Origin of the sequence: Ancylobacter sp. SL191, from assembly GCF_026625645.1 — a bacterium.
Taxonomy (GTDB): domain Bacteria; phylum Pseudomonadota; class Alphaproteobacteria; order Rhizobiales; family Xanthobacteraceae; genus Ancylobacter.
The window spans coordinates 2,611,099-2,636,890 of the sequence record NZ_CP113056.1 but is presented as its reverse complement, the minus strand read 5'-3'; the positions used below and the strand labels follow the sequence as shown (position 1 = coordinate 2,636,890).

At 66.7% G+C, this 25,792-nt stretch carries 26 protein-coding genes; 2 read left to right on the top strand and 24 right to left on the bottom strand.

Going from position 1 to position 25,792, the window contains the following annotated elements:
- Window positions 1-156: 156 nt before the first annotated feature.
- From OU996_RS11985 to OU996_RS11900, 17 genes are all read right to left on the bottom strand, one after another.
- Window positions 157-879: a hypothetical protein gene (locus tag OU996_RS11985; protein WP_267581838.1), complete on the bottom strand. Its 723-nt coding sequence runs from the start codon at window positions 877-879 to the stop codon at window positions 157-159.
- Window positions 876-1,376, bottom strand: a complete 501-nt coding sequence (locus OU996_RS11980; RefSeq protein ID WP_267581837.1) for a hypothetical protein — start codon at window positions 1,374-1,376, stop codon at window positions 876-878. Before OU996_RS11980 ends, OU996_RS11985 begins: the two co-directional genes overlap by 4 nt.
- Complete coding sequence (locus tag OU996_RS11975; RefSeq protein WP_267581836.1) at window positions 1,366-2,460, bottom strand: hypothetical protein; 1,095 nt, start codon at window positions 2,458-2,460, stop codon at window positions 1,366-1,368. The genes OU996_RS11980 and OU996_RS11975 overlap by 11 nt, the downstream gene beginning before the upstream one ends.
- Window positions 2,461-2,464: 4 nt before the next feature.
- The gene (locus OU996_RS11970) at window positions 2,465-2,797 is read right to left on the bottom strand and encodes a hypothetical protein (RefSeq protein WP_267581835.1); all 333 of its coding nucleotides are present in this window, start codon (window positions 2,795-2,797) and stop codon (window positions 2,465-2,467) included.
- Entirely contained in the window at window positions 2,794-3,312 is a 519-nt protein-coding gene (locus OU996_RS11965; protein WP_267581834.1) for an HK97-gp10 family putative phage morphogenesis protein, read from the bottom strand. The genes OU996_RS11970 and OU996_RS11965 overlap by 4 nt, the downstream gene beginning before the upstream one ends.
- A gap of 10 nt (window positions 3,313-3,322) precedes the next feature.
- Complete coding sequence (locus tag OU996_RS11960; RefSeq protein WP_267581833.1) at window positions 3,323-4,924, bottom strand: terminase large subunit; 1,602 nt, start codon at window positions 4,922-4,924, stop codon at window positions 3,323-3,325.
- Between the two features lie 2 nt (window positions 4,925-4,926).
- Complete coding sequence (locus tag OU996_RS11955) at window positions 4,927-5,340, bottom strand: phage terminase small subunit P27 family (protein WP_267581831.1); 414 nt, start codon at window positions 5,338-5,340, stop codon at window positions 4,927-4,929.
- 5 nt (window positions 5,341-5,345) lie between these two features.
- Entirely contained in the window at window positions 5,346-5,645 is a 300-nt protein-coding gene (locus OU996_RS11950; protein WP_267581830.1) for a head-tail connector protein, read from the bottom strand.
- Window positions 5,642-6,250, bottom strand: coding sequence for an AAA family ATPase (locus OU996_RS11945; protein WP_324290694.1), 609 nt, complete (start codon window positions 6,248-6,250; stop codon window positions 5,642-5,644). The genes OU996_RS11950 and OU996_RS11945 overlap by 4 nt, the downstream gene beginning before the upstream one ends.
- A gap of 215 nt (window positions 6,251-6,465) precedes the next feature.
- Complete coding sequence (locus OU996_RS11935) at window positions 6,466-6,732, bottom strand: spike base protein, RCAP_Rcc01079 family (protein WP_267581829.1); 267 nt, start codon at window positions 6,730-6,732, stop codon at window positions 6,466-6,468.
- A 206-nt stretch (window positions 6,733-6,938) separates the two neighbouring features.
- Window positions 6,939-7,370 (bottom strand): hypothetical protein, encoded by a 432-nt coding sequence (locus tag OU996_RS11930; RefSeq protein ID WP_267581828.1) that lies wholly within the window; start codon window positions 7,368-7,370, stop codon window positions 6,939-6,941.
- Window positions 7,371-7,411: 41 nt separating this feature from the next.
- Window positions 7,412-8,560 (bottom strand): phage major capsid protein, encoded by a 1,149-nt coding sequence (locus OU996_RS11925; protein WP_267585695.1) that lies wholly within the window; start codon window positions 8,558-8,560, stop codon window positions 7,412-7,414.
- A gap of 157 nt (window positions 8,561-8,717) precedes the next feature.
- Window positions 8,718-9,221: an HK97 family phage prohead protease gene (locus OU996_RS11920; RefSeq protein WP_267581826.1), complete on the bottom strand. Its 504-nt coding sequence runs from the start codon at window positions 9,219-9,221 to the stop codon at window positions 8,718-8,720.
- Window positions 9,221-10,408, bottom strand: a complete 1,188-nt coding sequence (locus OU996_RS11915) for a phage portal protein (protein WP_267581825.1) — start codon at window positions 10,406-10,408, stop codon at window positions 9,221-9,223. The genes OU996_RS11920 and OU996_RS11915 overlap by 1 nt, the downstream gene beginning before the upstream one ends.
- 121 nt (window positions 10,409-10,529) lie before the next feature.
- Window positions 10,530-10,853 (bottom strand): hypothetical protein, encoded by a 324-nt coding sequence (locus tag OU996_RS11910; RefSeq protein ID WP_267581824.1) that lies wholly within the window; start codon window positions 10,851-10,853, stop codon window positions 10,530-10,532.
- A gap of 976 nt (window positions 10,854-11,829) precedes the next feature.
- Window positions 11,830-13,143: an LLM class flavin-dependent oxidoreductase gene (locus tag OU996_RS11905; protein ID WP_267581823.1), complete on the bottom strand. Its 1,314-nt coding sequence runs from the start codon at window positions 13,141-13,143 to the stop codon at window positions 11,830-11,832.
- A 307-nt stretch (window positions 13,144-13,450) separates the two neighbouring features.
- Window positions 13,451-14,161, bottom strand: coding sequence for a TetR/AcrR family transcriptional regulator (locus OU996_RS11900; protein WP_267581822.1), 711 nt, complete (start codon window positions 14,159-14,161; stop codon window positions 13,451-13,453).
- Window positions 14,162-14,407: 246 nt separating this feature from the next.
- Here OU996_RS11900 and OU996_RS11895 point away from each other — a divergent pair, with 246 nt between their 5' ends.
- Window positions 14,408-15,295 carry an MBL fold metallo-hydrolase gene (locus tag OU996_RS11895; protein WP_324290693.1) on the top strand — a complete coding sequence of 296 codons (888 nt, stop codon included), beginning with the start codon at window positions 14,408-14,410 and terminating at the stop codon, window positions 15,293-15,295.
- Window positions 15,296-15,325: 30 nt separating this feature from the next.
- On the opposite strand, the gene OU996_RS11890 is transcribed toward OU996_RS11895, so the two are convergent.
- From OU996_RS11890 to OU996_RS11860, 7 genes are all read right to left on the bottom strand, one after another.
- Entirely contained in the window at window positions 15,326-16,111 is a 786-nt protein-coding gene (locus tag OU996_RS11890; protein ID WP_267581820.1) for an ATP-binding cassette domain-containing protein, read from the bottom strand.
- Complete coding sequence (locus OU996_RS11885; RefSeq protein WP_324290692.1) at window positions 16,108-16,845, bottom strand: alpha/beta hydrolase; 738 nt, start codon at window positions 16,843-16,845, stop codon at window positions 16,108-16,110. Before OU996_RS11885 ends, OU996_RS11890 begins: the two co-directional genes overlap by 4 nt.
- Window positions 16,846-16,975: 130 nt before the next feature.
- Window positions 16,976-19,000: a Fe(3+)-hydroxamate ABC transporter permease FhuB gene (gene fhuB / locus OU996_RS11880; protein ID WP_267581819.1), complete on the bottom strand. Its 2,025-nt coding sequence runs from the start codon at window positions 18,998-19,000 to the stop codon at window positions 16,976-16,978.
- Window positions 18,993-19,919: an iron-siderophore ABC transporter substrate-binding protein gene (locus OU996_RS11875; RefSeq protein WP_267581818.1), complete on the bottom strand. Its 927-nt coding sequence runs from the start codon at window positions 19,917-19,919 to the stop codon at window positions 18,993-18,995. Before OU996_RS11875 ends, fhuB begins: the two co-directional genes overlap by 8 nt.
- On the bottom strand, window positions 19,916-22,369 hold the full coding sequence (locus tag OU996_RS11870) for a TonB-dependent siderophore receptor (protein WP_267581817.1): 2,454 nt from the start codon (window positions 22,367-22,369) through the stop codon (window positions 19,916-19,918). Before OU996_RS11870 ends, OU996_RS11875 begins: the two co-directional genes overlap by 4 nt.
- Before the next feature lie 124 nt (window positions 22,370-22,493).
- The gene (locus OU996_RS11865) at window positions 22,494-23,477 is read right to left on the bottom strand and encodes a FecR family protein (RefSeq protein WP_267581815.1); all 984 of its coding nucleotides are present in this window, start codon (window positions 23,475-23,477) and stop codon (window positions 22,494-22,496) included.
- A gap of 69 nt (window positions 23,478-23,546) precedes the next feature.
- Window positions 23,547-24,041 (bottom strand): RNA polymerase sigma factor, encoded by a 495-nt coding sequence (locus OU996_RS11860; protein ID WP_267581814.1) that lies wholly within the window; start codon window positions 24,039-24,041, stop codon window positions 23,547-23,549.
- A 272-nt stretch (window positions 24,042-24,313) separates the two neighbouring features.
- Here OU996_RS11860 and OU996_RS11855 point away from each other — a divergent pair, with 272 nt between their 5' ends.
- A complete protein-coding gene (locus tag OU996_RS11855; RefSeq protein ID WP_267581813.1) occupies window positions 24,314-25,789 on the top strand; it encodes an MFS transporter in 1,476 nt (491 codons plus the stop codon).
- Window positions 25,790-25,792 lie beyond the last annotated feature (3 nt).

Here is a 25,792-nt window from a genome sequence, read left to right as displayed (position 1 = left end):
ATGGCGTGTCGGAGAACATTGGGTGTCCCCAAATCTGGGGAACCCCAGGACGCGTCCGCTACTGCCGCACCTCGTGCAGCATCAGCTCGGCCCACCCCAGGCGGAAGCTGTGCAGCCCGCCAGCCCATTCCAGTTCAACGCGCGCGTTCCGGGCCATCAGGACACCGCGCTTCCGCAAGCAAGGCCACACGATGCGGGGCCCCAGCTTGTCAGCGCCCGTTCCGGATCGATCCGCTCACCCACAATGTCCGGCCAACGGTGAATGATCTTGCCGGCCGAGACGAAGCCCGGCTCCACGATCACGCTGGAAACCCAACCGCCGACGGCATGCCCCATGAACGCCTCGCCCTCGCCGCAAGCCAGGTCAACCTCGAGGCGGCGGGACGCCTCGAAAGCGGGGATGCCGTGCACCATGGGATCGAAGTGATCCGCCGGCGGGACGTCGTCGAGGCTGACGCCAAATGCGGAGCGATCACCGAGCAGGAACCAATTTCCAACCGGCAACCCCTCGTGGATCTGCCGGGTGCTGCGATAGAGCACCTGGCCCGCATCGTACTGTTCCGACCACCCGGCAACGATGATCTCACCTCCCATGCCGGCCGGCAGGCCTGCCTCAAAGACAGCCCATACCTCATCGGATGCGCGCCGAAATGCGTCGAATGTGCCGAAGCCGGCTGACGCCGTCACATCCAGACACGCCCTGAAGAAATGGTTGAAGCAGCCTGCCGCGCCACGGCTTGCGAAGACAGCGTTCGTGTGAGGTATGGGCACGATCTTGTGCGTGAGGGCAGACAGAATGCCCGTAGCGGGATCGTAGATCGCAGCATCGGCCATCACGAGAACGCGGCGGTGCTGGACGATGGCGAGCATCGCGCTCATGACAGTCTCTCCGTGATGATGAAGCTCGACGGCCCGGTCGTGCCGCCGTCAGCGAAGCCCCCGCCACCAAGGCCGATGCTGCCGAGCAGCGAACTAAGAACCCCGCCTCCAGTGGTGCCGGACGCCCCAAGGAGCCCCGTAAGCGAATTCTGCAGGGCGATGTCGATCAGGCGGTCAAGGACCGTATCCAGCGCGCTGGCGAGGGCATCCGACGCATCGACACCGGCGCGGATGTCGTCGACGAAGCCGGAGAGCGCGTCATAGGACGTACCCCGAACTTCATCGAGCCGATCGATGACGGTCGCCTGCGCCTTGGCAGCGCCATCGAGAGCGGCAGCCGCCGCTCCCGAACGCTCGGCGATCTCGCTCAGCTTGGCTGCTTGCTCTGCAGTGAGCGTGATGCCGGCGCGCTGGGCTTCGTTCAGAAGATCCTGCTGCACCCGCAGCCGCTCGGCTTCGGCCGTGGTGAGCCCCAGCGCCTGCTGCTCAACACCCATCTGTGTGATCTCGCTGCTCGGCGGCCGAAACGATCTGCCGATAGGAATCGGCGATCTGCTCCGCCTTCTTGGTGCTCGCAGTCTCAATCTTCGACAGGTCACCAAGCCCCCCGGCCGGGTTGTTCACCGTCACCGACGTTGCCGGTCGGCTATCGAGCTGTCCCTGAAGCTGGTCCCGCTCGGCGAGGCGCGAGGCAATGCCAGCGTCACCGCCGATCGCCATGAAGGCCAGGCTGCTCTTGCGGGCGTTCGCCACGGCCGCGTCAATGAGATCGATCCGGCGCTTCAGCGTGTCGGCACTCTGAGTCTCGGTCCGGTTGAGCAGGTCGGTAAAGTCGCGCATCAGCGCCACCGCCCCGACCAGCGCACCCTTGAGGTTTGAGCCGACCGTGGTCGAGAGCTTCGCGAAAGCGCGGTCTATCTCGATAGCCCGCTGCACCAGCTCGTCGCTAAGCACGTTGCCCGTATCGCGGGCCTCCTGCCGCATCTTGGCGATATAGCCGTTGCCCTGATCCAGCAACCGGACGAACTGCTCGCCACCCGTGCCGCCGAACAGCTCGTCAGCGATGCGGATCTGTGCCGCTTTATCGAGGCGCCCCAGCTTGCCGATGATTTCCTCAAAAAGCGCCGCAGGATCCGCGAGCTTCTCCTTCAGCTCGTCGGCCGTGTAGCCGAGGCGCTGGAAGGCCTCCGCGCCGCTCCCGGCGCCGGTGACGATGAATTCGTCAGCGCGCAGCTGAAGCTCTTTCATGCCGTCCGTGAGGGCATCGATACCGACAAGCGCGCCCTGAGCCGCGTAACTCAGTTCCTGAAAGGTTTCGACGCCCACGCCCGCCTTCTGCGCCTCGGCAGCCACCTGCGCCAGATCGGCGGCGGCTGCCTTGACCCCGGCGAACAGGCCGGCGGCACTCAGGCCGCCGAGCCCAAGCGTCAAGCCGTCGAACGCCCCGCGAAGGGCGCCACTGACGCCCTTGGCAGTGGCGCCGAACTTGGACAGCCGCTCCCCGGCGGCCTTGAGCCCATCGTTGAAGCGGGCTGCATTGAGACCAAGGTCGACATAGAGGCCACCAACGGAGCTGGCCATGGGCTTACTCCGCCATCTCGGCGAAGAGGGCCGCCAGCGCCGCGCCCACATCTCGGGTCGCCACGGTGGTGCCGATCGCCTCGATCGCGTTACCAGCTGCTGACAAATCGACGCCGAGGGGCGCACCGCCCATGCTCGGCATCCGCATCCACATATCCAACTGAGAGCCGGCATGGCCGACAGCGTAGAGCGCCCGCAGGGTCGTGAGGCTGACACCATTCGGCGATTCCAGCTCGTCGATGACCGCTTTCAGGGTCTTGCCCAGCAGGCTTTCGACCACGACCAAGCGGTTGAAGGTGAAGCGCAGCGGCGCCCCCTCCCGCGTATTCTCGATCATTTCTTGGTTCCCTTCTTTGCAGCCCGTGCCGCGGCGCGCGCGGCGGTTTTCGTGATCTCGGTGGCCAGGTCGGCCTTGATCGTCTCCAACGCCGTCGCCTGCCCCCCGCGAAGGGCCGGACCTAGGAACGGCTGCGCTGGGGCGTTGATGGTTCCGAATTCGGCGAAGATGGCGTGAGGTGCGGTCGCTCTCACGCGCACGGTCGCGCTGGCACCTCTGCCCGCCGCCGCCTTGTTCGCTGCCCGTGCCGCTGCGCCGGCCTGATCCATGGAAGCTCCGTCGCGCATGGCTTGCGCATAGGCGGCCTTGCCAGCATTTCGCCGAACCACAACCGTATCGATGCTGTCGCGCAACACGCCGGTCTCGACAGGAGCATTGCGCTTCGCTGAACTCTCAATCGGCGCCGCCGCCTTCTTCAGAACGCGGGTGAGCACGCCCGTCTGTGTCGACTTCTTGAGTTGATCAAGACCAGTCGCGAGCTCTTTAAGGCCTCGCACGTCCATACGACTTTTCATGCCGTCCTCGTCACATGACCATGAGTTCGGGCGACCACTCGTCGCTTTCGTAAATACTGGCTCCGGCCTCAGATGACGCGCGGGCGACCGCCATGGCGCAGGCCACTGCGCCGTCGATGCGGTCCCGGCTCTTGCCTTTGTGGAACATGCGATTACCGGCGCCGTCGGTGTGGACGGCGATGTTGTCGAAGCACCAGCGCAGGACCGGATGACTGCCATGGGCGAGCTGATGGCCGACAATCGCCCGCTCGAGCTCTTTCACGGCCGGTGCCATCGTCACCCAGCCCTGCCGCATCTCCACGGCCGGCAGGCCATCCTCGAGCAGGCTGTTGAGCATGTTGCGGGCAAGGTGCGGATCGAAAGCGATCTCCTGCACCGCGAACCGCTCGCATAGGTCACGGATCGTCGCTTCAACGGCGCGGAAGTCCACCACATTGCCGGGCGTCGGGATGATGAAGCCCTGCTCCGCCCAAGTGGGATAGGGCACGCCGTCCCGATCCGCGCGGAGGCGCAGATTGTCCTCGGGGCAGAAGAACCACGGGTGGACGATGTAGCCGCCGGCCTCATCGCGCCAGGCCGCCACCACACAGGTCAGGTCATGATTGCTCGACAGGTCGACGCCCAGCCAACAGGGCGCGCCCTCGAGCGCGTCCAGATCCACGGGCGCCGCGCCCTCGTCATAGATCTCCATATCCACGAAGGGATCGGCGGAGTGATCGAGCCAGATATTGAGGTTGAGTTGGCGAAACGCCTCCCGGTCGCCGATGCGCCGCTGCCCCTCGCGTGCAAGCTGCCGCAGGCCCTCGATATCGGGATAGCCATGCACGAGGCCGGGGTTCACCCGGTGCCAGACGGCTTCATCCGTCCAGTCGCAATCCCGATCCGCTTCGAACAGGATCGGCAAGATGGACGGGTCATCCACCTCGCCCCGCGCCACGCGCCGGGCATCCTCGATAATGTCCCAGGCGATATTTTCCTGCCCTCGCCCTGCCGTGGTCGCGATGACGAGCAGCGAGCCCTTCTGCTTCACGAGGCCGGAGCGCAGCACGTCCCACAGGTCACGCTTCGGCCAGGCATGTAGTTCGTCGGCGAGCACGAAGGCCGGCGTCCGGCCGTGCTGTGTCCCGGCATCGGCCGAGATCGCTTCATAGAAGGATCCGTCACGGGGAAAGATCAGCCGGTTGCGATAGTCGACGACGCGGGTGTTTGCCGCCGCCTGCGGCACGGTGCGGACGATGCCCAACGCCTCGGCATAGGCAAGTCGTGCCTGCTTGCGATCCGCCGCCGCCGAGATCACCTCGCCACCCGGCACCCGTTCGGGGCCGATGGTGTGAAGCAGAGCAAGGGCCGCAGCGAGCGAGGTTTTGCGATTTCCCCTCGGCAGGAGAAGAGGAACCGACTTGACGATGCGGGTGCCGTCCGGATGGCGCGGGCCATAAATGCGGCGCACGATACGTTCCTGCCAGGGATCGAGCAGGAAGGGCCGGCCGGGCAAGGTGCTCTTGGGATGCTTGAGCATGGCCAGCCAACGGACCGCCCGCTCGCCGCGCCCCATGGGATCGGGGATATCGCTGCCGTCGAAAATCCACTCGGGATAGGTCGAGCGCGCCATGGTCAGTCACCCATACCGAACAGGTCGTCTTGCCCGTCATCCGCCGCGCCGCGTGCGGCCGGTCGGGAACGGGAGACGGGCGTAAGCCCCAGCTCGCCAGCGAGCAGGCGCGCCTGCGTCATCGCATCGGAACGGATCGACACGGCCGGATGCTTCTTCGGCCCGCCTTTGCTGGCATAGGTCATCCCCTCGGCCATGATGATCCGGCTGGCCTCGGCAGCCTGGCCGACGGCAACGCAGTAGTTCACGAGGCTGGCGATGTCGGCGACGGTGAGGGTGCGCCGCTCATTGATCAGAACCGGCGCCACGCGGTCCCATTCGGCGCGCGCGTCCTCACCCAGCCAATCGGGCGGATCGAGGTCGCCGCGCACGGGCGAAGATCCGGGAACGATGCTGTGTGGCTTGGCGCCGCGCATGGGGATCAGAACTCCCATTTCCGGTACGGCCCGATAAGTTCTGTGACACCGAACGGGATGATCTCCAGCGCCTCGGCTTGAGCGGCCTCGCGCCGGGTGTAGAAGTGGCTGGCGAGCTGGCGCAGGGCCTCTTTCACGTCTTCCGGCACCCCACCCTCGAAATCGTCGAGCGGTCCGACATACGCCTCGATATGGGATCGGGCGGCCTCGAGCTTGGCCGTGAGCAAGACATCGTCATCATCGAACTCGACGACGACATGCGCCTTCAGATCCTCAAGGCTCACGATCTCCGCAGTATCGGTCATGCCGGTGTCTCCCGTTCGAATCTGGCGAACCAGTCCCGCGCCGCCTGCTGCATCCGGTCCACATGGCCGGCGCGGCCAGGATCGGCGGCAATCCGTCTCAGGCACTCTTCCAGCGGGGTGGGCATCAACACGACGCGGGCCGTGCCGAGCTTGCGAACCCAAAGGTCGCGCTCTTCACGTTCGGGAGCAGAGACGATGAACCAAGCCCGCTCATGAACATGGTCGGCGGCGAGGCCCTGCAGAATCCGGTTGCGCTCATCGAGGGCTGGCGCCGTCCACTGCGGACCCGCCCCGTAAAGCGACGAACCCGCAAGGCGGGATCGGATCACGTCGAGATCGATGACCAGATCATTCGGGCCCTTGTGCTGGTCGACATAGGTGGACTTGCCGGAGCCCGGCGCGCCACAGACGATCACGACGGGAATGCGCGCCCGCTTCAGGAACGGGTGCGCCCTCGCCAAAGCCGCATCGCCGCCGCCCTTCTCAGCCGCCTGCTTGCTCCGGCTATGATGCGTGACGCAGAGGGCCTGCCAGTTGGAGCGCGACCAGAACAGTTTGCTGTCGCCCCGGTGCGGAATGATGTGGTCAACGACGGTCGCGGGCACCGTGCAGCCGGGATGTGTGCAGGTCGGGTTGGCCCTGAGATAGGCCCCACGTTCCTTGTCCCACTTGCTGTCATAGCCACGCTCACGGGCAGTCGGCCGCTGCGCATCCGCCCTCGCCTTACGCGCTGCGGCACGACGGCGCTCGCACGGGCATTGCACCCCAGAAGCCACCTTGTGACCACACCCGCAGATCCGAGGCGCTCGCTGCGGCATGATTATTCGACCGTCCAGACAACACAGGTGGTGGCGGCTTTGATACGGCGAGGCCGATGATAGGCGGCAAATCCGGCGGTCACTGTCATAGTGACAACCGCCCCGTCCGCGTTGTCCGCGGGTACATAGGACAGCACGCGATCCGTCGCGACGAAGATCGCCTTCGGAACAGGATCGAGATCGACATCCGAGCCGGAGGGCGTGACATTGCGCCCGCACTTCCCAAGGTGGTCGCGGCTGTCCGCCTGGCTCTCATACAGATCGGTCATCTCAAAACTCCCGGTGAAAAGTGGCGGGCGACGCTTTGCCGGCCGTCGCCCGCCTTGTGAGCCCTTCGCCGACATGCGCGGCCGGTGCTCGCGACCTTCCCCGCCTTGCCTCCCATGAACCCGTTCGCAGGGCGGCGCCGGAGAGGCGGGGTTTCCGTTGTTGGGCAGGCCGCTACATGCCCTCAAGGTCTTGGCGCCGAAGTGGGTCAGTCCACCGGGCGCGTGCGCGCGTGGCCCTTGATGACGGTTGCCGAGAGCGGCGACGCGGTGCCGTGCGTGCCGGAAAAGTCGGCGAGCAGCTTGGTGTAGCGCTTGTTTCCGACGTACCCGACGCGAGTGACCGAGGGCGTGGCGTGCTCGGCCGTGAGGGCCTTGACGATGCCGCCCGCGCCGACGCTGGCGATGCCCTGCACATCGTCGATAGTGACGGCGGAATAGGTCACGTCATCGTCGGAGTGCGTGAGCTTGAACTCGATCTTGTTCGTGCCGCTGAAGGTGATGCCACCGGCGCCGACATGGATGGCGAACATGGCAGAATCGAACCCCTTGAGGTCGATGGCGGCCGGGGTGTTGTCGGCGTTGTAGGACGCCGGGGCGATCACCGAGGCAACCGCGATATTGCTGATGATGTCCCGCATTGCAGGATCCTCACTGTCTCTCGTGACGGGGAATGGCGGCCTTACGAGGCCGCCATCTTGAGCTTGCGGAGCGCCTTGGCCTGCACCACGCCCGCGCCGGTGCGGCGGGTCGCGTGAATGCGCGTCATGCCATTGGTCGCGAGCGTGTACGGGTCAACGAGGATCGAAAGCGCCTGCCGGTCGACGATGCGATAGGCGGTGGCGAAATCACCGAACAGGATCGGGAAGGCGCCGGAGGCGACATCGGGCATGTCGACGGCTTCGACCACCGGGCGGCCGAGGATCATCTCGGGCTGACCGGCCTGATAGCTCGGCTGCCAGAGATAGTTGCCCTGGCCATCCTTCTGCTTGCGGATGACGGCGAGCGTGCCGCCATTCATCAGCCAGGAGCCACGGGCGCGGTAGGCCGCCGGCAGCGCGTACATCAGGGTGACGAGCGCGTCCGCCGAGAGGTTGGTCGCATGGCCGTTGACGGTCTCGCCGATACCGCCGGCCGTGAGCAGGCCCTCCGGCTCAATCACGCCGTTGCCGGACACGAAGGCGAGCCCTTCCTTTTGGGCGAAGTCCTCGGCGAGGGCGAGCCGGACTTCCGCCTCGGCGGTGCCGCCGCTGTCGGCCAGAAGCTGATTGCTCACGTCCACATAGGTTGTCACCTCGCGGATGGGGATCTCCACCTGGCCGAAGCTCGGCTCGCTGGCCTCTCGCGTCTGCGTCTCCCCCTTCCACTTGGCGTTCGTGATGCCGGTACGCCGGGGGTAAGTCACCGAAGGCGCCGAGGTCGTGCGCACGGTGGTGAGGGAGCGGACCGGCGAAAACTCCACCAGGTCGCGGACGAACTCGGTCGACATCTCCGCCGGCGCCAGGAAGCCGCCCTGCGGATCGCTGGAGACCGTCAGGGCCTTCAGCTCATCCAGGCCGGCCTCCTTGCCGCGGCGCAGATAGGCCGCAAAAGCCTTGCGTTCGACGCTCGGCTCTTCCGTACCGCCGGAGCCGGCCGGGCGGTTGCCCTTGGCTTCCAGCTTATCGAGACGCTCGGTGAGCTTGGTGACGGCGTCGCCGGGCGCAGCGGACTTCGACTCCAGCGCCTTGAAGCGCTCATCGACGGACTTGGACAGATCCACGATAGCGGCCGTGACGACGGTGGCCGGATCATCATCGCCCTTGAACTCCAGGGCGCCGGGCGCGAGCATCGCGGCGCTGGCGATGACGACATGCTTGAGCGCCAGCACATGGCCGGGATCGGTCACCGCCTCGAACGCCATGGGCACGAGCTGGTGCAGCGGATTGGCGAGCAGGGCAGCCGCAACAGCGAGCGACAGCCCAAAGAACAGAACGTAGAATTTCATCTCAGGCTCCACGGATGACCGCGCTGGCGCGGCGAAGGGTTTCGGCCAGGGCGAATGCCGAGGCCGCGGACTTGGCGCCGGTGATCCGCGCGCCGGGATGCATGGGCAGGGTGACGAGGCTGACTTCGTAAAGATCGAGCGCCTTGATCGAGCGCCCGCCACCGGGGCGGACCGCCGCCTTCTTGGTCACGAACCCGATGGACAGGCCGCCAACGCCACCAGCCTTGACCAGCGCACGCACCTCACGGGCACGGGGAAGATCGTCGACCAGCAAACGGCCCGTGACGTGAAGCCCGTCCGCCTTTTCCTCGGCGCGCTCCCACACACCCACCGGGTCGTTCATGTTGTGGCCGAAGAGCATCGGCAGCGGCAGCTTGAGACCCTTGAAGGCACCGGGCTCGATCATGTCGCCGACGCGATCCGGCGCGCCGAACTTCCACGCAAGGCCGGAAATCGCCCCGGCCTCATCGGCGAGGATCTTGGTCTCGACGAAGACGTGCTCCATCAGGGCGCTCCACTGTCGGCGCTGGCGCCGCCGGGCTGGCTGCTGCCGGTGTTCGGATTGGCGTATTCCTCGCCCCCGGCGCGCGGCGCCAGATCGAGCCAGGACCGGCCCTCATTGGGGTTCAGGACACGCGAGGAGATCAGGCTGGAAATGGCCGTGGCGCGCTCGGTAAGGCTGGCGCGCGTGAGATCGTCACGATCGAACAGGACGACGTACTCGCGCCGATCCTCCGGCGAGAACAGGGCCCGACGCAAGGCGCCTTCAAGGGCGCGCAGCCACGGCTCGAGCGAATAGGTCAGGAACTCCTTGCCCATCTGCTCGGAGTTGGCCCAGGTGGCGCGATCAAGCTCATAGATCATGGAGGGCGGGACGCGGAACGCGCGGGCGATCTCGACGATTTGGAACGTGCGCAGCTCGAGGAATTGGGCATCGGTCGACGCGAGCGTGAGCTGCTGATACTCAGCGCCGCCCTCAACGATGGCCGTGCCACCGGACTTGCCGGCGCCATGGGCCAGCAGCCAGGCCTCACGAATCCGCTTCAGCGCATCCGGCGACGTGCGATCCTTCAGCGACAGGACACCGGACGGACGGGCTCCATCCTTGAAGAGCCGGCCGGCATGCCCCTCCATGTACTTCGCCACCCCGATGGCATCGGCGGCAAGCGACAGGGGGCAGCGGGAGAACGGCGAGCGAAGATGCACCACGTCGTCGGCGGACACCGGAACGTTGTTGATCTTGAAGCTCGGCTCGAGCCGACCGTCGCCGGAATAGTCGACAACGAAGTGCGGCGTGTCATAGCGCACGATCTCGATCACGCGCCCGTCGACCTTGTTCGCCAGCGCCAGCGCGCCCTTGTCGGTGATCAGCGCCGCCGCCACCATGTCGCGGACCAAGCTGAACGTGTCGCACCAGTCGTTCGGGCGATTCCCCAGCAGCTTCGCTACGGGGTGGTCGGGCGCGTCAGTCAGGGTGTCGCCGACGCGGCGCATCACCTTCAGTTCAAGGCACGCCGCCGCTTCGGAAATCAGCCGGATGGCCGACTGCACCGCCGGGACAGTGAGCGCCTGCGCCATCCCCACCGACAAGCCGGACGGCAGCGCGCCGAAGACCGCCTGAAGCTCGGCATCGGGTGCCGAGAGGCTCTTCTTCGTCAGCCCTGCCATCAGGTTGCGGATGCTCCACGACACAGAAGCCGTTCCTTTCCTTAAGTTAACCCACTGATTAAAAAGCCTATTTCGCCTCTATCTCGCGCGTATAGGGGAGCGCCGGTCCCGGCTAAGCTTGGAAAGTTGGCAACCACCCCCGGGTTCACTGCGCCATTTCCTCGCGTTCGCCGCTCGCGATCCGCATCCGGTCAATCGCGGCAGCACCAGGCGGACGAAAGCTCGGCAGGCTGCGACCGCGATAGCGCGCGAAGGATCGGCCCGGCGGCGCGCCGAACACCAAGACAGCGGCAGGCGCACGGCCAATGTGCTTGAGGCAGAAGCGGCGCCACTGCTGCCACTCCAGCGTGTCGGCCTCGACAAACACCCAGTCGGCACTGGGTTCACCGAACACAGCGAGACGCGCCAGCTCGTTATGGGAGAGAGCGGGCGGCGCAATGGCATCACTGTTGATGGCGCGAAGCAGCATAGACGCCACGATGCAGCTGCTATGCTCGCTCGAATAGACGCCTACTAGTCTCAACTAGTCTCACGCCACCTATCACTCACTTCATCGAAGGCCGAGGCGTTAGACGCTAGAACGGCGCCCATCGTCTTGGATATCCCTATACGCTCTACCATCACACCGCGAAGGAGGTTCAGAGGATGTCTCTGTGTTACTCGTGGGGCGCAAATTTTTGCCAATGGTCGGCGTTTTGCGCCCTGTCGGCCGATGCGCTGTAGGGCCTCGCTTCAGCCAAGCCAGCCATTCGGCCGATGTGATCTCGACAAGGTTGGTGAGGTTCTTCGCTCCAGGGCGTGGCCGGGAATTCACCGCCACAAGCCCAAGCCGCCGCGCCTCGGCCAGAGCATTGCGCACCGTCGTCCGGCACACCCCTGCCAGTGCCGCCATGGCGTCAAGGGACAGGTCACACACACCGTGGTGCTTCACCTCTCCGCCGATGATCGCCAGTACCGCGCACTGCCCCTCTGTGAAGGCAGCGGCGAGCTGGGGAGGCATGGGAGATGAACGCGACAGGCACCGGCGGCGACGCAGAGACGCCTCGCGATCCGGCGAGCGTTGGGGGCGCCGGGGAGCGAACCGCTTCAGAATGGACAGCCGTCGCGGCGCGGCCACCATCGCCGGCCTTCGCCCGCGCCGCTGCTCCAGAAGGCTAGAGAGAGCCTCCGCCTCGGTATCCGAAAGGGCGCCCGCTCCATGGAGCACCCATAGTTCCTTGGCTAGGGCGTCCAGGCGATCCGCAGAGGCCCCTTTAATGTCGCAAAGTAGCCGCGCGGAGTCATGGGAAAGTGGGACAAGCTCGGTTGCATCGCTACCGGAAACGCTAGGTTTCTCGGTCGTCCCAAATCGGCCTAAAGCGTTGCCAAGGCTAAGAGCAGCGCGGCCTACCGGGCCCACCACTATGTCCAGCTTTAACTCGGCAGACGCCCGGACGCCGCTCGCCCTAGCTGCGGAGGTTCTCGCGGAAGGTGCGGCCGGTATAGTCCTTGCGGTAGATGCCGCGGCGCTGGAGCTCCGGGACCACCGACTTCACGAACTGGGTGTAGCCGCTCGGCGTGAGTGAGGGCACGATGACGAAGCCGTCACACGCCTCTGACTCGAACAGATCCTGCATCCGGTCGGCGATCATCTGCGGCGTGCCCACCAGTTGCGGCGTCAATTCGCTGATGGCGTAGTGCCGGCCGGCATCGCGCAGGGTGAGGTTCTTGCTCTGGGTGCCGCGCAGGATGACGTCGAACACCCCGCGTGAGCCCTGGGTGATCTCCATGTCCTTCAGCGGCTCGTCGAGCGGAAATCCGGCGAGGTCGACGCCCGCGTGGTTGGAGATCTCGGCCACGCCGAGTTCCGGGCTCACCAGTGAATTGAGATACGCTGCCCGTTCCTGCGCGATGGATTCGGTCTCGCCCACCACGATATCGATGGCCGGCAGCACGGCGCAGTGTTCCGGCGGCCGCCCGTGGCGCTGCATGCGCGACTTGATGTCGGCATAGAAGGCCTGCATGTCCGCCTTGTCGTGCTGGAGAGTGAACAGAACCTCGCCCCAGCGCGCGGCGAAATCGCGCCCGCGCTCGGAGGAACCGGCCTGCATCAGCACCGGGCTGGTCTGCGGCGAACGCGGCGTCTGCAACGGGCCGCGCGTCTTGACCCACCTGCCTTCGAAATTCACATAGTGGACCTTGTCCGGGTCGGCCCATTGCGCATTCTGCCGATCGAGGATGAGAGCGTCCTCGTCCCAGCTGCGCCAAAGCGCCTGGCAGGCCTCGATCACCTCCTCGGCGTGATCGTAGCGCAGGCCCCGCTCCATCAGCTTTTCCATGCCGAAGTTCTGGGCCTCGCGGTCATTGGCGGAGGTCACGACGTTCCACCCGGCGCGCCCGCCGCTGATGTGATCGAGCGTGGCGAAGGCGCGGGATATATGGAAAGGGTGATAGAACGCCGTCGACATGGTGGCGGCGAGCCCGAGATGCTTGGTCACCCGCGCCATGGCGGCGAGAAGTTGCAGCGGCTCCAGCAGGAACATCTGGCCGGGCTGGCGTAGATTGGCGGCGAAGTTGCCGCCGAAGCTGTCGTAGAGCGTCAGGACGTCGACGAAGAACAAGCCATCGAATTTGCCCTCTTCCAGTATGCGGGCAATGTTCTCGTAGCGCTTGGGATCTAGCGCATCCAACGCGTCGCTTTCGTCGTGCCGCCAGCTCCCATTGTGGTGCCAGTTCGGCCCGGCAATGCAGAACCCGATGAAGTGCATCTGCCTCGGCATGTGCGTCGCGCCTCTCTGGGCATGCGTCGACCAATCGTCGAACGGACGCTCCAAGCCCGTCCGTCGCGCGGAGCCGCATGCATGGTGTTGATGACGAGGACGGTACTGGCGGAAAAATCGGTTAGCAATCTGAAAATCACGACGGCGCGAGGCGGCGTGCGACTTTTTTCATCCCGGCTTATCGTTTAGGCATATGCTCCGGAAATCAGCGCCTTTCTTGGCACCCGCGGGCCGTTCATACACGGCGTCAATAGCTCGCATCGGGATGACGCCGCCCAATAGCCGGTTGATGTCCAGGAGCCGTCAGCTAGAAACTCGATATATCCTCGTTAACTTGCGCAGCACGGGGCTCGATATATTCGGGCAGATAGCAGCGCAGATAGGCGGTCACCGCGAGGACGGCCTCTCGGATCGCCTCATCGGTCACACGCCCGTTCTGGCTGTAGGACAACGCCCAGATGCCGTCGGCAATCGCCACCGAGGTCGCCAGCTTGGCGGTCCAGTCGCGCACCGGCGGCATGACGAAATGGCGGTCGAAAAGTTCGGCCCGCGTGCGGGAGACGGCGACGGTGCTGGCCATGTCGCGCTGGCGTACCTCGGCGCTGATGCTGGCCGCGAGGAACAGCCGCATCAAAGGTTTGTGGGCGTTATAGAATTCCGCGAGCATCCGCACGCGCCAGGCGATGAGATCCTGCCAGCGCGTCGGCGTGAAGGGCGGGCTCTCCCGCGAGCGGGCAACGAGGCGATCGAGGTAGTCCTCGGCGAGGGCGACGAGCGCCGCCTCCTTGTTGGGAAAGAAGTGATAGATCGAGGCAGGGGGCACGCCGGCGCGCTCGGCGATCTGGTAGAGCCCGACCTCGCTCACATCGTGCTCGTCCAGCAGGGCATTGGTCGCGTCGATCAACGCCCTTAGGCGCAACTGCCCGCGCCGCCGACGCAGCGGCGCCTTCGCCGCGCTCGCCTCAGGAGCGGGAGACGGTTCGTCATCGCGCGCGATTGGGGCGTGGCGCTTGCTCATCTGTCGTCCATCCTGCCTCGCCCGAACGTTAGACACCGCGCCTCCGGCAGGCAAACAGGACGGCGGCACCATCCGGGATATCGCGCCCTCCTTGCCGCACGCACGCCGCAATAATCCGGTCAGCTTTGCGGGCCAGTGAGGAGCTTTCGACACACAATGCCGCGAAACCCCTATTATCGCGGCCCCGCCAGCGATCATTTCGATGGGATCCGCTTCTTCAATGCCGGCGGCTCCACGGACAGATCCTTGAGCGACGTTCTGCGCTGGCGGCTGTCCTCGCGCTTTGCGCGCTGGCCGGCGCGGGTGGACGTCTCGCCCGCGTTGCCACAGCCGCGCGTCGCCGGCTGCGTGGTCACCATGGTGGGCCATGCGACGGTGCTGATCCAGGTCGCGGGCCTGAACATTCTTACCGACCCGGTCTGGTCAGAGCGGGCGAGCCCGGTGGGCTTTGCCGGGCCGAAGCGCGTCACCCCGCCCGGCATCCGTTTCGACGACCTGCCGCCCATCGACGCGGTGCTGCTCTCGCACAGCCATTACGACCATCTCGACCTCAGGACGCTCAGCCGGCTGCATCGACGCGACAAGCCGCGGCTCGTCACGCCGCTGGGCAATGACACCATCGTGCGTCGCGCTATTCCGGACATCCGTGCCATTGTTGGCGACTGGGGCGGACAGGTGGAGATAGCCGACAATGTCACCGTCTCCCTTGTCCCCGCCAATCACTGGTCGGCGCGCGGGACGCGGGATAGGCGCATGTCGCTCTGGAGCGGCTTCATGCTGCGCACGCCGGAGACGCTGATCTACTTCGCTGGCGACACCGGCTATGGCGATGGCGCGATCTTCCGTCGGATGCGGCATGATCACGGCGCCCCGGACCTCGCCTTGCTGCCGATTGGCGCCTATGCGCCGCGCTGGTTCATGGAGCCGCAGCACGCCGATCCGGCGGAGGCGGTGCGGATCATGCGCGATGTCGAGGCGAGGCAGGCCATCGCCATTCACTGGGGATGCTTCCAGTTGACCGACGAACCGCGCGAGGAGCCGCCTCAGAAGCTTCAGGAAGCTCTCGCCGAACACGGCATCGCGCCGGAACGTTTCCGGGCGCTGGAAGCCGGCGCGATCCTGGAGCTGTCCTGATCGCCAAAAGGACTGAAGCGGTGCCGGGTGTCAGCCGAGCGGCACCGCCACTTGCCCGCCCCTTCCGTCAGGAAGCACATCCATCGGCACGCCATAGATCCGCCCGAGCGTCTGCGGCGTGAGAATGTCGGCGGCAGCTCCGCGCGCCAGCAGCCTGCCGCCATGCAGCGCGACGATGTCGTCACAGAAGCGGGCGGCCATGTTCACATCGTGCAGCACCACGATCACGCCGCTTCCCCGCTCGCGGCAGAGGCGACGGATCAGCGCGAGCACCTCGATCTGGTGGGCAATGTCGAGCGCGGAGATCGGCTCGTCGAGCAGCAGGCAACCCGCATCCTGCGCGACCAGCATGGCGAGCCAGACACGCTGGCGCTCGCCGCCGGAGAGCGTGTCGACCATCCGGTCGGCGAAGGCGCCGGTGTCGGTGAGGGCGATGGCGTCGTCGACCTTCTGGCGGTCCTGCGCGGTGAAGCGGCCAAGGGCGCCGTGCCAGGGATAGCGGCCGAGGGCGACCAGCTCGCGCGTCCTCATGCTGCCGGTCGCCGGGGTAGCTTGCGGGAGGTAGGCGACGCGGCGGGCGAGAGCCCGCGCGCCCCACTGCGCCAGCGGGACACCCTCGAAGCGGATCGCCCCGCCCGTGGGCACCTGCTGGCGGCCGAGCATTTTGAGGAGGGTCGACTTGCCCGATCCATTATGGCCGATGAGCCCGACCACGCGCCCGGCCGGCACCGTGAGGCTAAGCGGATGCAGGAGGGTGCGGCCCTCGACGGCGAAGGCGGCGTCCGTAAGCTCGAACAGAGGCGGCGCGTCCGTCATGCGCGCTCCCGGCCGAAGGCGAAGCGTATGGCGTGGTTCACGCAGGCGGGGATGACGGACATGTGCGTCTCGCCGGGCACGAGGACATAGTCGGCAGCCAGGCCCGGCACCTGCGCGAGGCGCTCGGCCATGAGCCGCGTATTGTCGACGATGCGGCTCTCCTCGAAGGAAGCCAGCCGCTTCGCCTCGTCCACCGCGCCGATCTGGAACGGCGCGAGCGTCTGCTCATACTCGCCGACAATGAGCAGCACGCGCCCGGCGCGCGGCGTCGGTTCGGTTACAAAGGTCTGCGCGGCCTCGACGATGCCGGCGCCCTCCCACCAGATGGCGGGGCTGGCGGAGATCCACCGCTGGAACGCCTGCGGCCGCCGGAACAGGGCGTGCAGCACGAACAGCCCGCCGAAGGAATGACCGAGAATGGCCTGTCGCTGGGGATCGATCGGCAGCCGCCGGGCGATCTCGGGCTTCAGCACCTCCTCGATGAAGGCGAGGAATTCGTCCGCCCCGCCCGTGCGGACCGGCGGACCATCCGGCGTGTGCGGCGGGTAGGTCTCGCCGGGCGGCGGTCCCATATCCCAGGAGCGGCGCACGCTGTCATAGGCGCCCTCGGTCGGGTAGCCGATGCCAACCATCACGCCCCATTCGACCCCCGTGCCGAGCGGATAGGCCGCCTGCACGCGCATCATGTCGGCCGCCGTGCCCGCCACAGCATTGGCGTCGAGATAATACAGCACCGGCCAGCCCTCGGCCGGCGCCTCGCCCGGCGGGCAGTAAAGGAAGATGCGCCAGGGCGCCCCCCGGCGGGCGGCGCGATGTCGAAGATCTGCGTGTCGGGGATAAGAGCGAGGGTCAGCAGGTCGCTGGTCATGCGGCAGGTTGCTTTCGCGACAGGAGCCAGAGGAAGACGGGGGCGCCGATCATCGCGGCAACGAGGCCGGCCGGCATTTGCCAGGGAAAGGCGATGCTGCGGCCGAGGAAGTCCGCCACCACCATGATCAGCGCGCCGATGAACGCGGCGCCGTAGATCTCGGCGAGCGGATGGCGCAGGCCGAGCAGGCGCGCCATATGCGGGGCGACAAGCCCGACAAAGGAGAGCGGGCCAACCAGCAGCGTCGCCAGCGCTGTGGCCAGCGCGGCGATGACAAGCAGCATGAGCCGGCCCAGATTTAACGGCATGCCGAGTGCGCGAGCGGTCGCCTCGCCGAGCGGCAGCAGGGTGAGCCAGCGGCTCACCAGCGGCAACAGGGCCAGCAGCACCAGCGCGGCCAGCAGGCTGGCGCCGGCACTCAAAGGCTCCACGCCATAGGTCGAGCCGGTCATCCAGTTGAACAGCAGCATGGCGCGCGGATCGCCGCTCGCCATCAGCACGCTCACCAGCGCGTCGAGCAGGGCGCCGATGGCGATGCCGACAAGGATCACCCGCTCGGGGGCGGCGCGCGAGGCGCGGGCGAACAGCAGGAGCAGCAGCAGGGCGAGAAAGGCACCGCTCGCCGCCGCCAGCGTCTGGCCGAGCCGGCCGATATCCGCGAGCAGGAAGATCGCCAAGGTAAGGCCGCCGGCAGCCCCCGCGCTGACACCCATCACTTCCGGGCTCGCCATCGGGTTGCCGGTCAGGCGCTGGAGCACGCTGCCGGCGATGGCAAGCAGCATACCGCCGGCCAGCGCCGCCACGGCGCGCGGCAGCCGCAGCGCCCAGAGCGAGGCCGGATCGCCGGGAACGGAAAGGCTCCAGCCATCGAGACCGGGCCCGAGCAGGGCCGAGAGGGCGAGGACCACCACCAGACCAATCCCCAGCAGCGCCAGCCGCCGCAGCGGATGGACGGCTCCCGAAAGGCGCCGCACCGCCATCTCCGCGCCGACGCTCGGCGGCAGGCGCAAACGCGGGATGATCCACAGCAGCAGCGGCGCGCCGAACAAGGCGGTGACCGCGCCGGTCGGGACGGTATCGGCGAAGCTCCCAGCGGCGAGTTGCACCGCCTGATCCGTCGCCCAGAGCAGAGCCGCCCCCGTGGCGGCGGAGGCCACGAGCCACACACCGAGGCGCCGGGCGCCGCTGAGCCGCGCCAGAGCCGGTGCCGCGAGGCCGACGAAACCGATGCAGCCGACGCTGGCGACGACAAAGCCGGTCAGCGCCACCGCGACCAGCAGGGCGCCGAGACGGGCGGCAGCGACCGAGAGGCCGAGGCCGCGGGTCTGCGCGTCATCCAGCCCAAGAAGCGTCAGCGGCCGCAGGAGCAGCAGGGTCGCCAGTGCCGCGCCGGCAAGGCGCGGGGCGAGGAAGAGCGGCGCCTCCCAGCCCTGCTGGCTCAGCGAGCCGGCGCCCCACAGGAACAGACCGGCGAGGTAGTGACTGTCGAACAGCGCCAGCAGCGCGGCGAGCGAAGCGCAGTAAAGCCCCGCCACCATGCCGGCGAGGATGACCACAAGCGGCGCGAAGCCGCTGCGGCGTGACAGCAGCAGCACGGCACCGATGGCGACAAGGCCACCCGCCAGCGTCACCCATTCCCGGCCGAAGCCGAGCAGATGCGGCGCCCAGATGAGGCAAGCCGACAAGGCGAGGTTGGCGCCCGCCTCGATACCGAGCGTCGTCGGCGAGGCGATGGGGTTGCGCAGCACCTGTTGCAGGATAGCGCCGGCAAGACCGAGCGCGGCGCCCGCCAGCAGGCTCATCACCAGACGCGGGGCGAAGCTGTAGGCCGCCAGAAGCTCCGCCGTGCGGGAGAGGTCCGGCGCGGTGATGGCGCGCCACCACCCCCCTTGCGGCAAGAGCGCCGCGAGATTGCCCCAGGTGCCGATCAGACCGATGGCGCCGAGCAGAAACAGCAGGGCCAGCGGCCCGAGACCGCGGGGAACGGCATGGCGTGCCCGGGAAATGGCGATTTCAGCCATTGGGGCGCGCCTCCGCCAGATGCCGGGTGAGTTGCCCGGCGAAACGCATGGCCGAGGGCAGCATGCCGAACATGAGAACGGGCGGAATCCGCACGAGCCGGCCGGCCTGCACGAAGGGCAGGCTTCGCCAGAGCGGGCTGGCATCGAGGCTGGCCAGCGTGTCGGCGGAGATCGGTTCGAGATAGAGCAGCGTGCCCGCACCGCTGCCGGCCAGAGCCTCGATACCCACCGTATTGAAGCCCCAGTAATTGCTCGGCTGCGTCCAGCCATTGATCAGGCCGACGCGCTCCATCACGTCGCCGAACAGGCTGCCGCCGCCATAGACACGCACATGACGGGCATCGAGGAAGTTCACGGCGAGCACCGGGCGTTCGGCAAGTCCCGCCGCAGCCAGCGCCGCGCGGGCTTCCTCCATCGTCGCCTCGGTGCGGGCGATCAGCGCCTCGCCCTGCACCTGCCGTCCGACGGCGCTGGCAAGAGCGCGCGTCGCCACGACGCTGCGGGCATAGGCGCTACCGACCGGTGGCGCATAGACCGAAAAGGTCAGCGTCGGCGCGAAGCGCTCGAGCAGCGGCTTGATGGCGTCGAGATAGGGCGTGGAAACGATCAGTTCCGGCTTCAGGGCCGTCAGCAGTTCGAGATTTGGCTCCCGGTCGGTGCCGAGATTGACCACGCCGGGCGGCAGCGCCGGCTCCACCACCCATTGGCTCCAACTGTCGGGGTTGGGGATCGCGACAGGGGCCAGACCCATCTCGATGAGCGTTTCGGCGAGGCCGAAATCCATCGCGACGATCCGTGTGGGAGGTGAAGCCGGCGCGTCCCGTCCCGCCTGCCCCGCCGCATGCGCTGCGGGGAAGGCGGCAAGTGCGGCGAGCCCGCCAAAGGTCGCTGCCCGCCGGGAAAGCATCAATCCGCTCACCAGCGATACTTCAGGCCCGCAATGACCGTGCGCGGCGCGCCGAGGTAGCAGTAGCCGACATCGCAGGTCGTATATTCCTCGTCGAGCAGGTTCTGGGCGTTGACCTGGAAGCTCCAACCCTTGAGCTTCGGATCGAGGTAGCTGAAATCATAGCTCAGCTTGGCATCAACCAGCGTGTAGGCGTCGTTCTCGAAGGTGTTGAGCGAATCACCCCAGGTCGCGCCGACATAGCGCACGCCCGCGCCCACCCCGAGGCCGACCAACTTGGTGCCCGGCTGGAACTGGTAATCCGCCCAGAAGGAGAAGCTGTTTTCCGGCTGGCCCGAGGGCGTCAGGCCGATGGTTTCGGCGGTGCCGGACACATTCTCCATGTCGAGATAGGTGTAGGCGCCGCGCACCTTCAAGCCGGCGCCGAGATTGGCCACCGCTTCGAGTTCAAAGCCGCGGGCCCGCACCTCGCCAGTCTGCACCTGATAGAGTGGGTTTTCGTCGTCGGTGACCAGACCGTTATTTTGATTGATCTGGAACACCGAGGCGGCGAAGAAGCCGTCGAAGCCGACCGGCTGGTACTTCACGCCGCCTTCGATCTGCTTCGCCGTTGTCGGCGAGAAGGCGTCGCCATTAATGTCGACGCCGAGATTGGGCGCGAACGAGGTCGAGTAGCTCACATAGGGCGCGATGCCGTTGTCGAAGACATAGGTCAGGCCCGCGCGATAGGTGAACTCGCTGTCGTCAATATTCTGCTCGGTATCGTTAATGAGATCGAGGGCATCCGTATCCACCCAGTCCTGCCGTCCGCTCAGCGTGAGGATAAAGCGGTCGAACTCTGCCTGCTCCTGCACGTAGACGCCGACCTGGTTCTGGCGCTGGCGATAACTGGAGGCTGTCAGCTCGGGATCCTCGATAGGGCCGAGCGGCTGGTTGGTGTTGAGGTCGTAATCGGACGCCACGCCGTAGCCGATGCCGCCGCTGAGGGCGAGATAGGAATAGTCGACACCGATCAGCAGCTTGTGCCCGACGGCGCCGGTCGCGAAATTCGCTTCCAGCTGATTATCGACGACGAAGGAGTCCAGATAGTCCTGCACATAAGCGGAGTAGCGGCTGGCGACATTCGTGGTGGTGTCGAGTCCGGTCTGGCCGGTATAGCGCACGCCCGTATTGGTGCTGCCATAGCGCAGGTTCTGGCGGACGGTGAAGACATTGTCGATGTCGTGCTCGGCCAGATAGCCGATCCGCCACTGCTCCTGATTCAGCGAGTTATAGTCGCCGAAATTCTTGCTGAACTGCTCGCCACTAGTGCCCGTCCAGCCATAATAGGGCATGGACGACGGTGTCTCGGACTTCTGGTACTCGCCGAGGAAGGTGATGCGGGTATCGTCGCTCGGCTTCCAGGTCAGGGCCGGGGCGATGAAGGTCATGTCGTTGGTGCCGCCGCCATAGACGTTCGGCGAACCGGCATCGCGCAGCACGCCGGTGAGGCGGTAGAGCCACTCACCGTTCTTGTCGATGGGGCCGCCAATGTCGAACTGGCCCTGCCACCAATCGTAATTGCCGCCCTGCACCTCGACCTCGCCAAACGCCTCCTCGGTCGGGCGCTTCGAGGTGATGTCGACGAGACCACCGGGCGAACCGAGGCCATAGAGAGCCGAGCTCGGCCCGCGCAGAACGGTGATGCTGTCGACGCCATAGGGCTCGACCTTGAAGATCGACATGTTGGCGCCCGGCAGGCGCAGCCCGTCGCGGTAGATGCCGTTATAGGTCACGTCGAAGCCGCGGACCGAAAAGGAGTCGAAGCGCGGGTCGTAGCCGCTCTGCTGGGTGCGCACGCCGGGCGTGTAAGCGACGGCCTCGGTCAGTGTCTGCACGTTGCGGTCGTCGAGCTCCTGCCGCGTAACGACGGTGACGGACTGGGGCGTCTCGATCAGCGGCGTATCGGTCTTGGTTCCGGCGGTGCTGGCGGTGGCGACATAACCGACCGTGCCATTGCCGTCGGCCTGCACGTCGATCGTATCGAGCTCGACGCCGACCGTGGTGCCATTGGCGGCGGTATTGGCGGTGGGATCGACGATGGTGACCCGGTTCGGCGCGGTGAAGCGATAGGTCAGCCCGGTGCCCTTAAGCAGCCGATCGAGCGCCTCATTGGTGCTGAAGCTGCCCTGCACCGCGCTGGAGCGGCGGCCGCCAAGGCGCTGCGTGTCGAAGAAAACGCGTACCCCCGCCTTCTGCGCGAAGGACAGGATGGCGCCGTTGAGATCCTGCGCCGGAATATCGAAAGCGAGGCGCGCCGGAGCGGGCGCCGTGGCGGTCTGGCCCTGCGCCGAGGCGCCGCCGCTCATACCGACCGTCAGCACGCCCGAGGCCACAAGACCCAGCAGGAGAGCACGGCCAGCGACACCGCCGAGATGATGCTGGCGCAGGCGCTGCGTGCGGTGACGTGCCGGGTTCGTCATGGAGCCTCGTTCCTTCCTGTCAGAGCGCGCACTTGCGCGTCAGCCAGCCCCCACGCTGCCTGCAGGAAGGAAGACAAACGGCGGAGGCGAGTCCGTAAAAGAAAATCGCCCTATCTGCGGTTTTTCAATAAAGCACTGTTACAAAAGGATAAATCGACCTGGAGCCGATGCCGAGCTCGGCCGTGATGGTCTCGATCGCGTCATCGAGATCGTTGGTGGCGAACACGCCGCTCACCCGCCGGTCGGCAAGCCCGCCGTCCAGAATAACGATACGCCCGCGCCGGTAGCGGTTGAGCGTCTCCACCACCTCGCCGAGGCGCGAGCCGCTGAACACCAGCATTCCGCGCCGCCAGGCCGTGGCGGTGGCGACGTCGCGCGTGCGCACCCGTCCGAGGCCGAGGCCACGGCGGTAGCGCACTTCCTGGCCGGGCGAGAGCACCACGTCCTGCCGCGCGCCGGCATGATCGAGGGCGACCTCGATCTGGTGCTCGATGGCGAGCACGTCGGCCCCCTCGCCTTCATCCTCGACGACGAACTGCGTGCCGAGAGCCATCGTCCGCCCCACGCCCGCCTCGACGACGAAGGGACGTGTCTCATCGCCCGCACGGGGCGCCGCCGTGAAGAACACCTCGCCCGCGAGCAGGCGCACGCGGCGTTCAGCGCTGTCGAAATCAACGGCAATGGCGCTCGCGGGACCGAGCTCCGCCACGCTGCCATCCGGCAGGGTCACGCTGCGCAGCTCTCCCGGCGCGGTTCGATGGTCGGCGCTCGCAAGAAGCCAGGGATCGCCGAACTGGTAGCGCGCCATCCCGCCGGCAAGGACCAGCAAAGCGACGATAGCCCCGACGCGAACCGCGCGGCGTACCGGCGAGGCCGGTCGTGTTCTCGGCACGAGGTCGCGCAGCGGGCCGGGATCACGGCGCAGCAGCGACAGCTCGCGCCAGGTGGCGGCAGCCTCCTCAAAGGCCGCCCGGTGCTCGGGCTCTTCCTCCAGCCACTCGCGCAGGCACGCGCTTTCGGCCGGGCTCAGCGGACCGCCATCAAGACGCGCCACCCATTCGGCCGCGCGCAGCTCGATCTCATGCGCGCGATTGTCGATGCTGCCCACGTCCCTGCCCCACGCTCGCGTTCCCCTTCAGTAGACAACCGACGAGGAGAACACCGTAAAAACCGGGAGCTAGCGCCCCCGGAGGCGCCGCGTCATATGAGCGATCGCCATAGCGAGGTGCTTCTGCACCGAGCTGTCGGAGATCTGCAAATGGCGGGCGACCTCGGCATGGGTGAGGCCATGGATGCGGTTCAGCACGAAGATTTCCTGCGTGCGTCGGGGAAGTTCGAGCACCAGCGCGTGCACCCGTTCGAGCTGCAGGCGGGAATCCACGATGTCCTCGGGGGACGGCTCGTCGGCCGCGAGGTCCGAGAGCGCGTCCGGCGCCACGCTGTCGGTGCGCCGGCGCACCTCCTGCTTGACGTGATTGATCAGCAGGTTGCGGGCAATGGTATAGAGGTAGGCACGGATGTCCTGAATACGCGTCTCCGGCCCCTCGATCAGGTTCAAGAACGTATCCTGCACCAGATCGCTGGCCATATGACCATCACCGAGCCGCCGCTGCAGATAGCGCCGCAGCTCGGTTCCATAGGTCGAAAAGACGAGTGACAGGTCAGGCTGCATGCACCGGCCCACAACGACATCACGAATTTGTGTGAGAGACGACTAACATGCGTGACGCGGCCAAGTAACCCGGCCAACACTAGATTAGCATGGCTCAAAGCTACCGTTTAGACTGGTTCCATACTGGAACCGTACGTGGGGCGATTCGGCTCTCGACCTGTACCAACACGCCTCTCTCGTTGAACAGTGGCAATGCGGCGGCTGGCGAGCGCCCGCGGCCCTATGGTATCCACCTCCGCCAAGGTGACGCCGCTGTCCAGCCCTGAGCCGTGATGCCCTCTCTCTTCTCCCGCTTCAGCGTTGAACCGGACGCCCTGCCCTGGCTTGAACAGCGGTCCTGGCACCCCTGGCTGGTCATCGGGCTTGTCTGCATCGGCGCCTTTGTTGGCCAGCTCGACGCGACCATCGTCCAGCTCGCCTTGCCCACCCTCAGCCATGCCTTCGAGGTGCCGATCCAGAAGGTAAGCTGGGTGGCGCTGTCCTATCTCCTCGCCTTCGCCTCTTTCCTGCCGATCTTCGGCCGGCTGTGCGAGATGGTGGGGCGTAAAAGCCTCTATCTCGTCGGGTATGCTCTCTTCATTGTCGCCACCGCGCTCTGCGGTCTCGCGGCGACGTTCGAGCAGTTGCTCGTTTTCCGCTTCCTGCAGGGCATGGGCGGCGCGCTGCTTGGCGCCAACAGCATCTCCATCCTGGTCGCAACCATCCCCGCCGCCTCGCGCGGGCGGGCGCTCGGCTTCTTCGCAGCGGCTCAGGCCGTCGGGATGAGCGCCGGGCCGGCGCTGGGCGGGCTCATTCTGGTGGGCCTCGGCTGGCGCTGGGTGTTCTGGGTCACCGTCCCCTTCGGGGCGCTGGCGATGGTCGTCGGCTGGCTGGCCCTGCCGCGCTCGCGCATCGCCGGGCCGCGCAAGAGCTTCGACTGGACCGGCGCGCTGCTCATCGGCCCGGCGCTGATCCTTCTGGTGGCGACGCTGAACCATGCCTCGCATTGGGGCTTGCTGTCGGCTCCCACATTGGGCGGCTTCGCGATCTCCGCCGTGCTGCTGGGGCTACTGGTGCGTCACGAACGCCGCTGCACGTCCCCGCTGATCGACCCCCGCCTGTTGCAGAGCGCGGGTTTCCGCTTCGGCGCCATGGCCGTAACCCTCGCCTATGGCCTGCTCTACGGGACGTTCTTCCTCATGTCCTTCGCGCTGGAGCATGGCTATGGGCAGGGACCGGCACAGGCCGGCTTCCGGCTCGCCATCATTCCCGTCGCCATCGGCCTCTCCGCCCCGTTCAGCCAGGACATCCGGCAATGGCTGGGACGCACGCGCATCGGCGGCGCGGCCATGCTGCTCTGCCTGCTCGCAATCATGATGATGCGGATGAGCGTCGGCCTGTCGCCCTATCACAAGGCCATCGACACGGTGGCCTTCACGCTGATCGGCATTGGTCTCGGCCTGTTCATCGCGCCGAACAATAATGCGACCCTGGCGGCCGTGCCCGCCGAACTCTCCGGCGCGGCGGGCGCGCTGCTGAACCTCATGCGCGTGCTCGGCACCAGCCTTGGCGTCGCCCTTGGGGCGAGCAGCTTGACGTGGCGGCTCGAGGAGGTCGCGGGCACAGACCGGGGCTGGAACGCGGCGGGCAGCGCCAACCTGCTCACGGCCGTCCGCGACAGCGTCCCCTTGCTCGGGCTGATCGCGGTTGCCGCCGCCATCGCGGCGTGGGCCGCAGCGCGCTCGACCCCGCCGGAGCCGAAATCCTAGGTT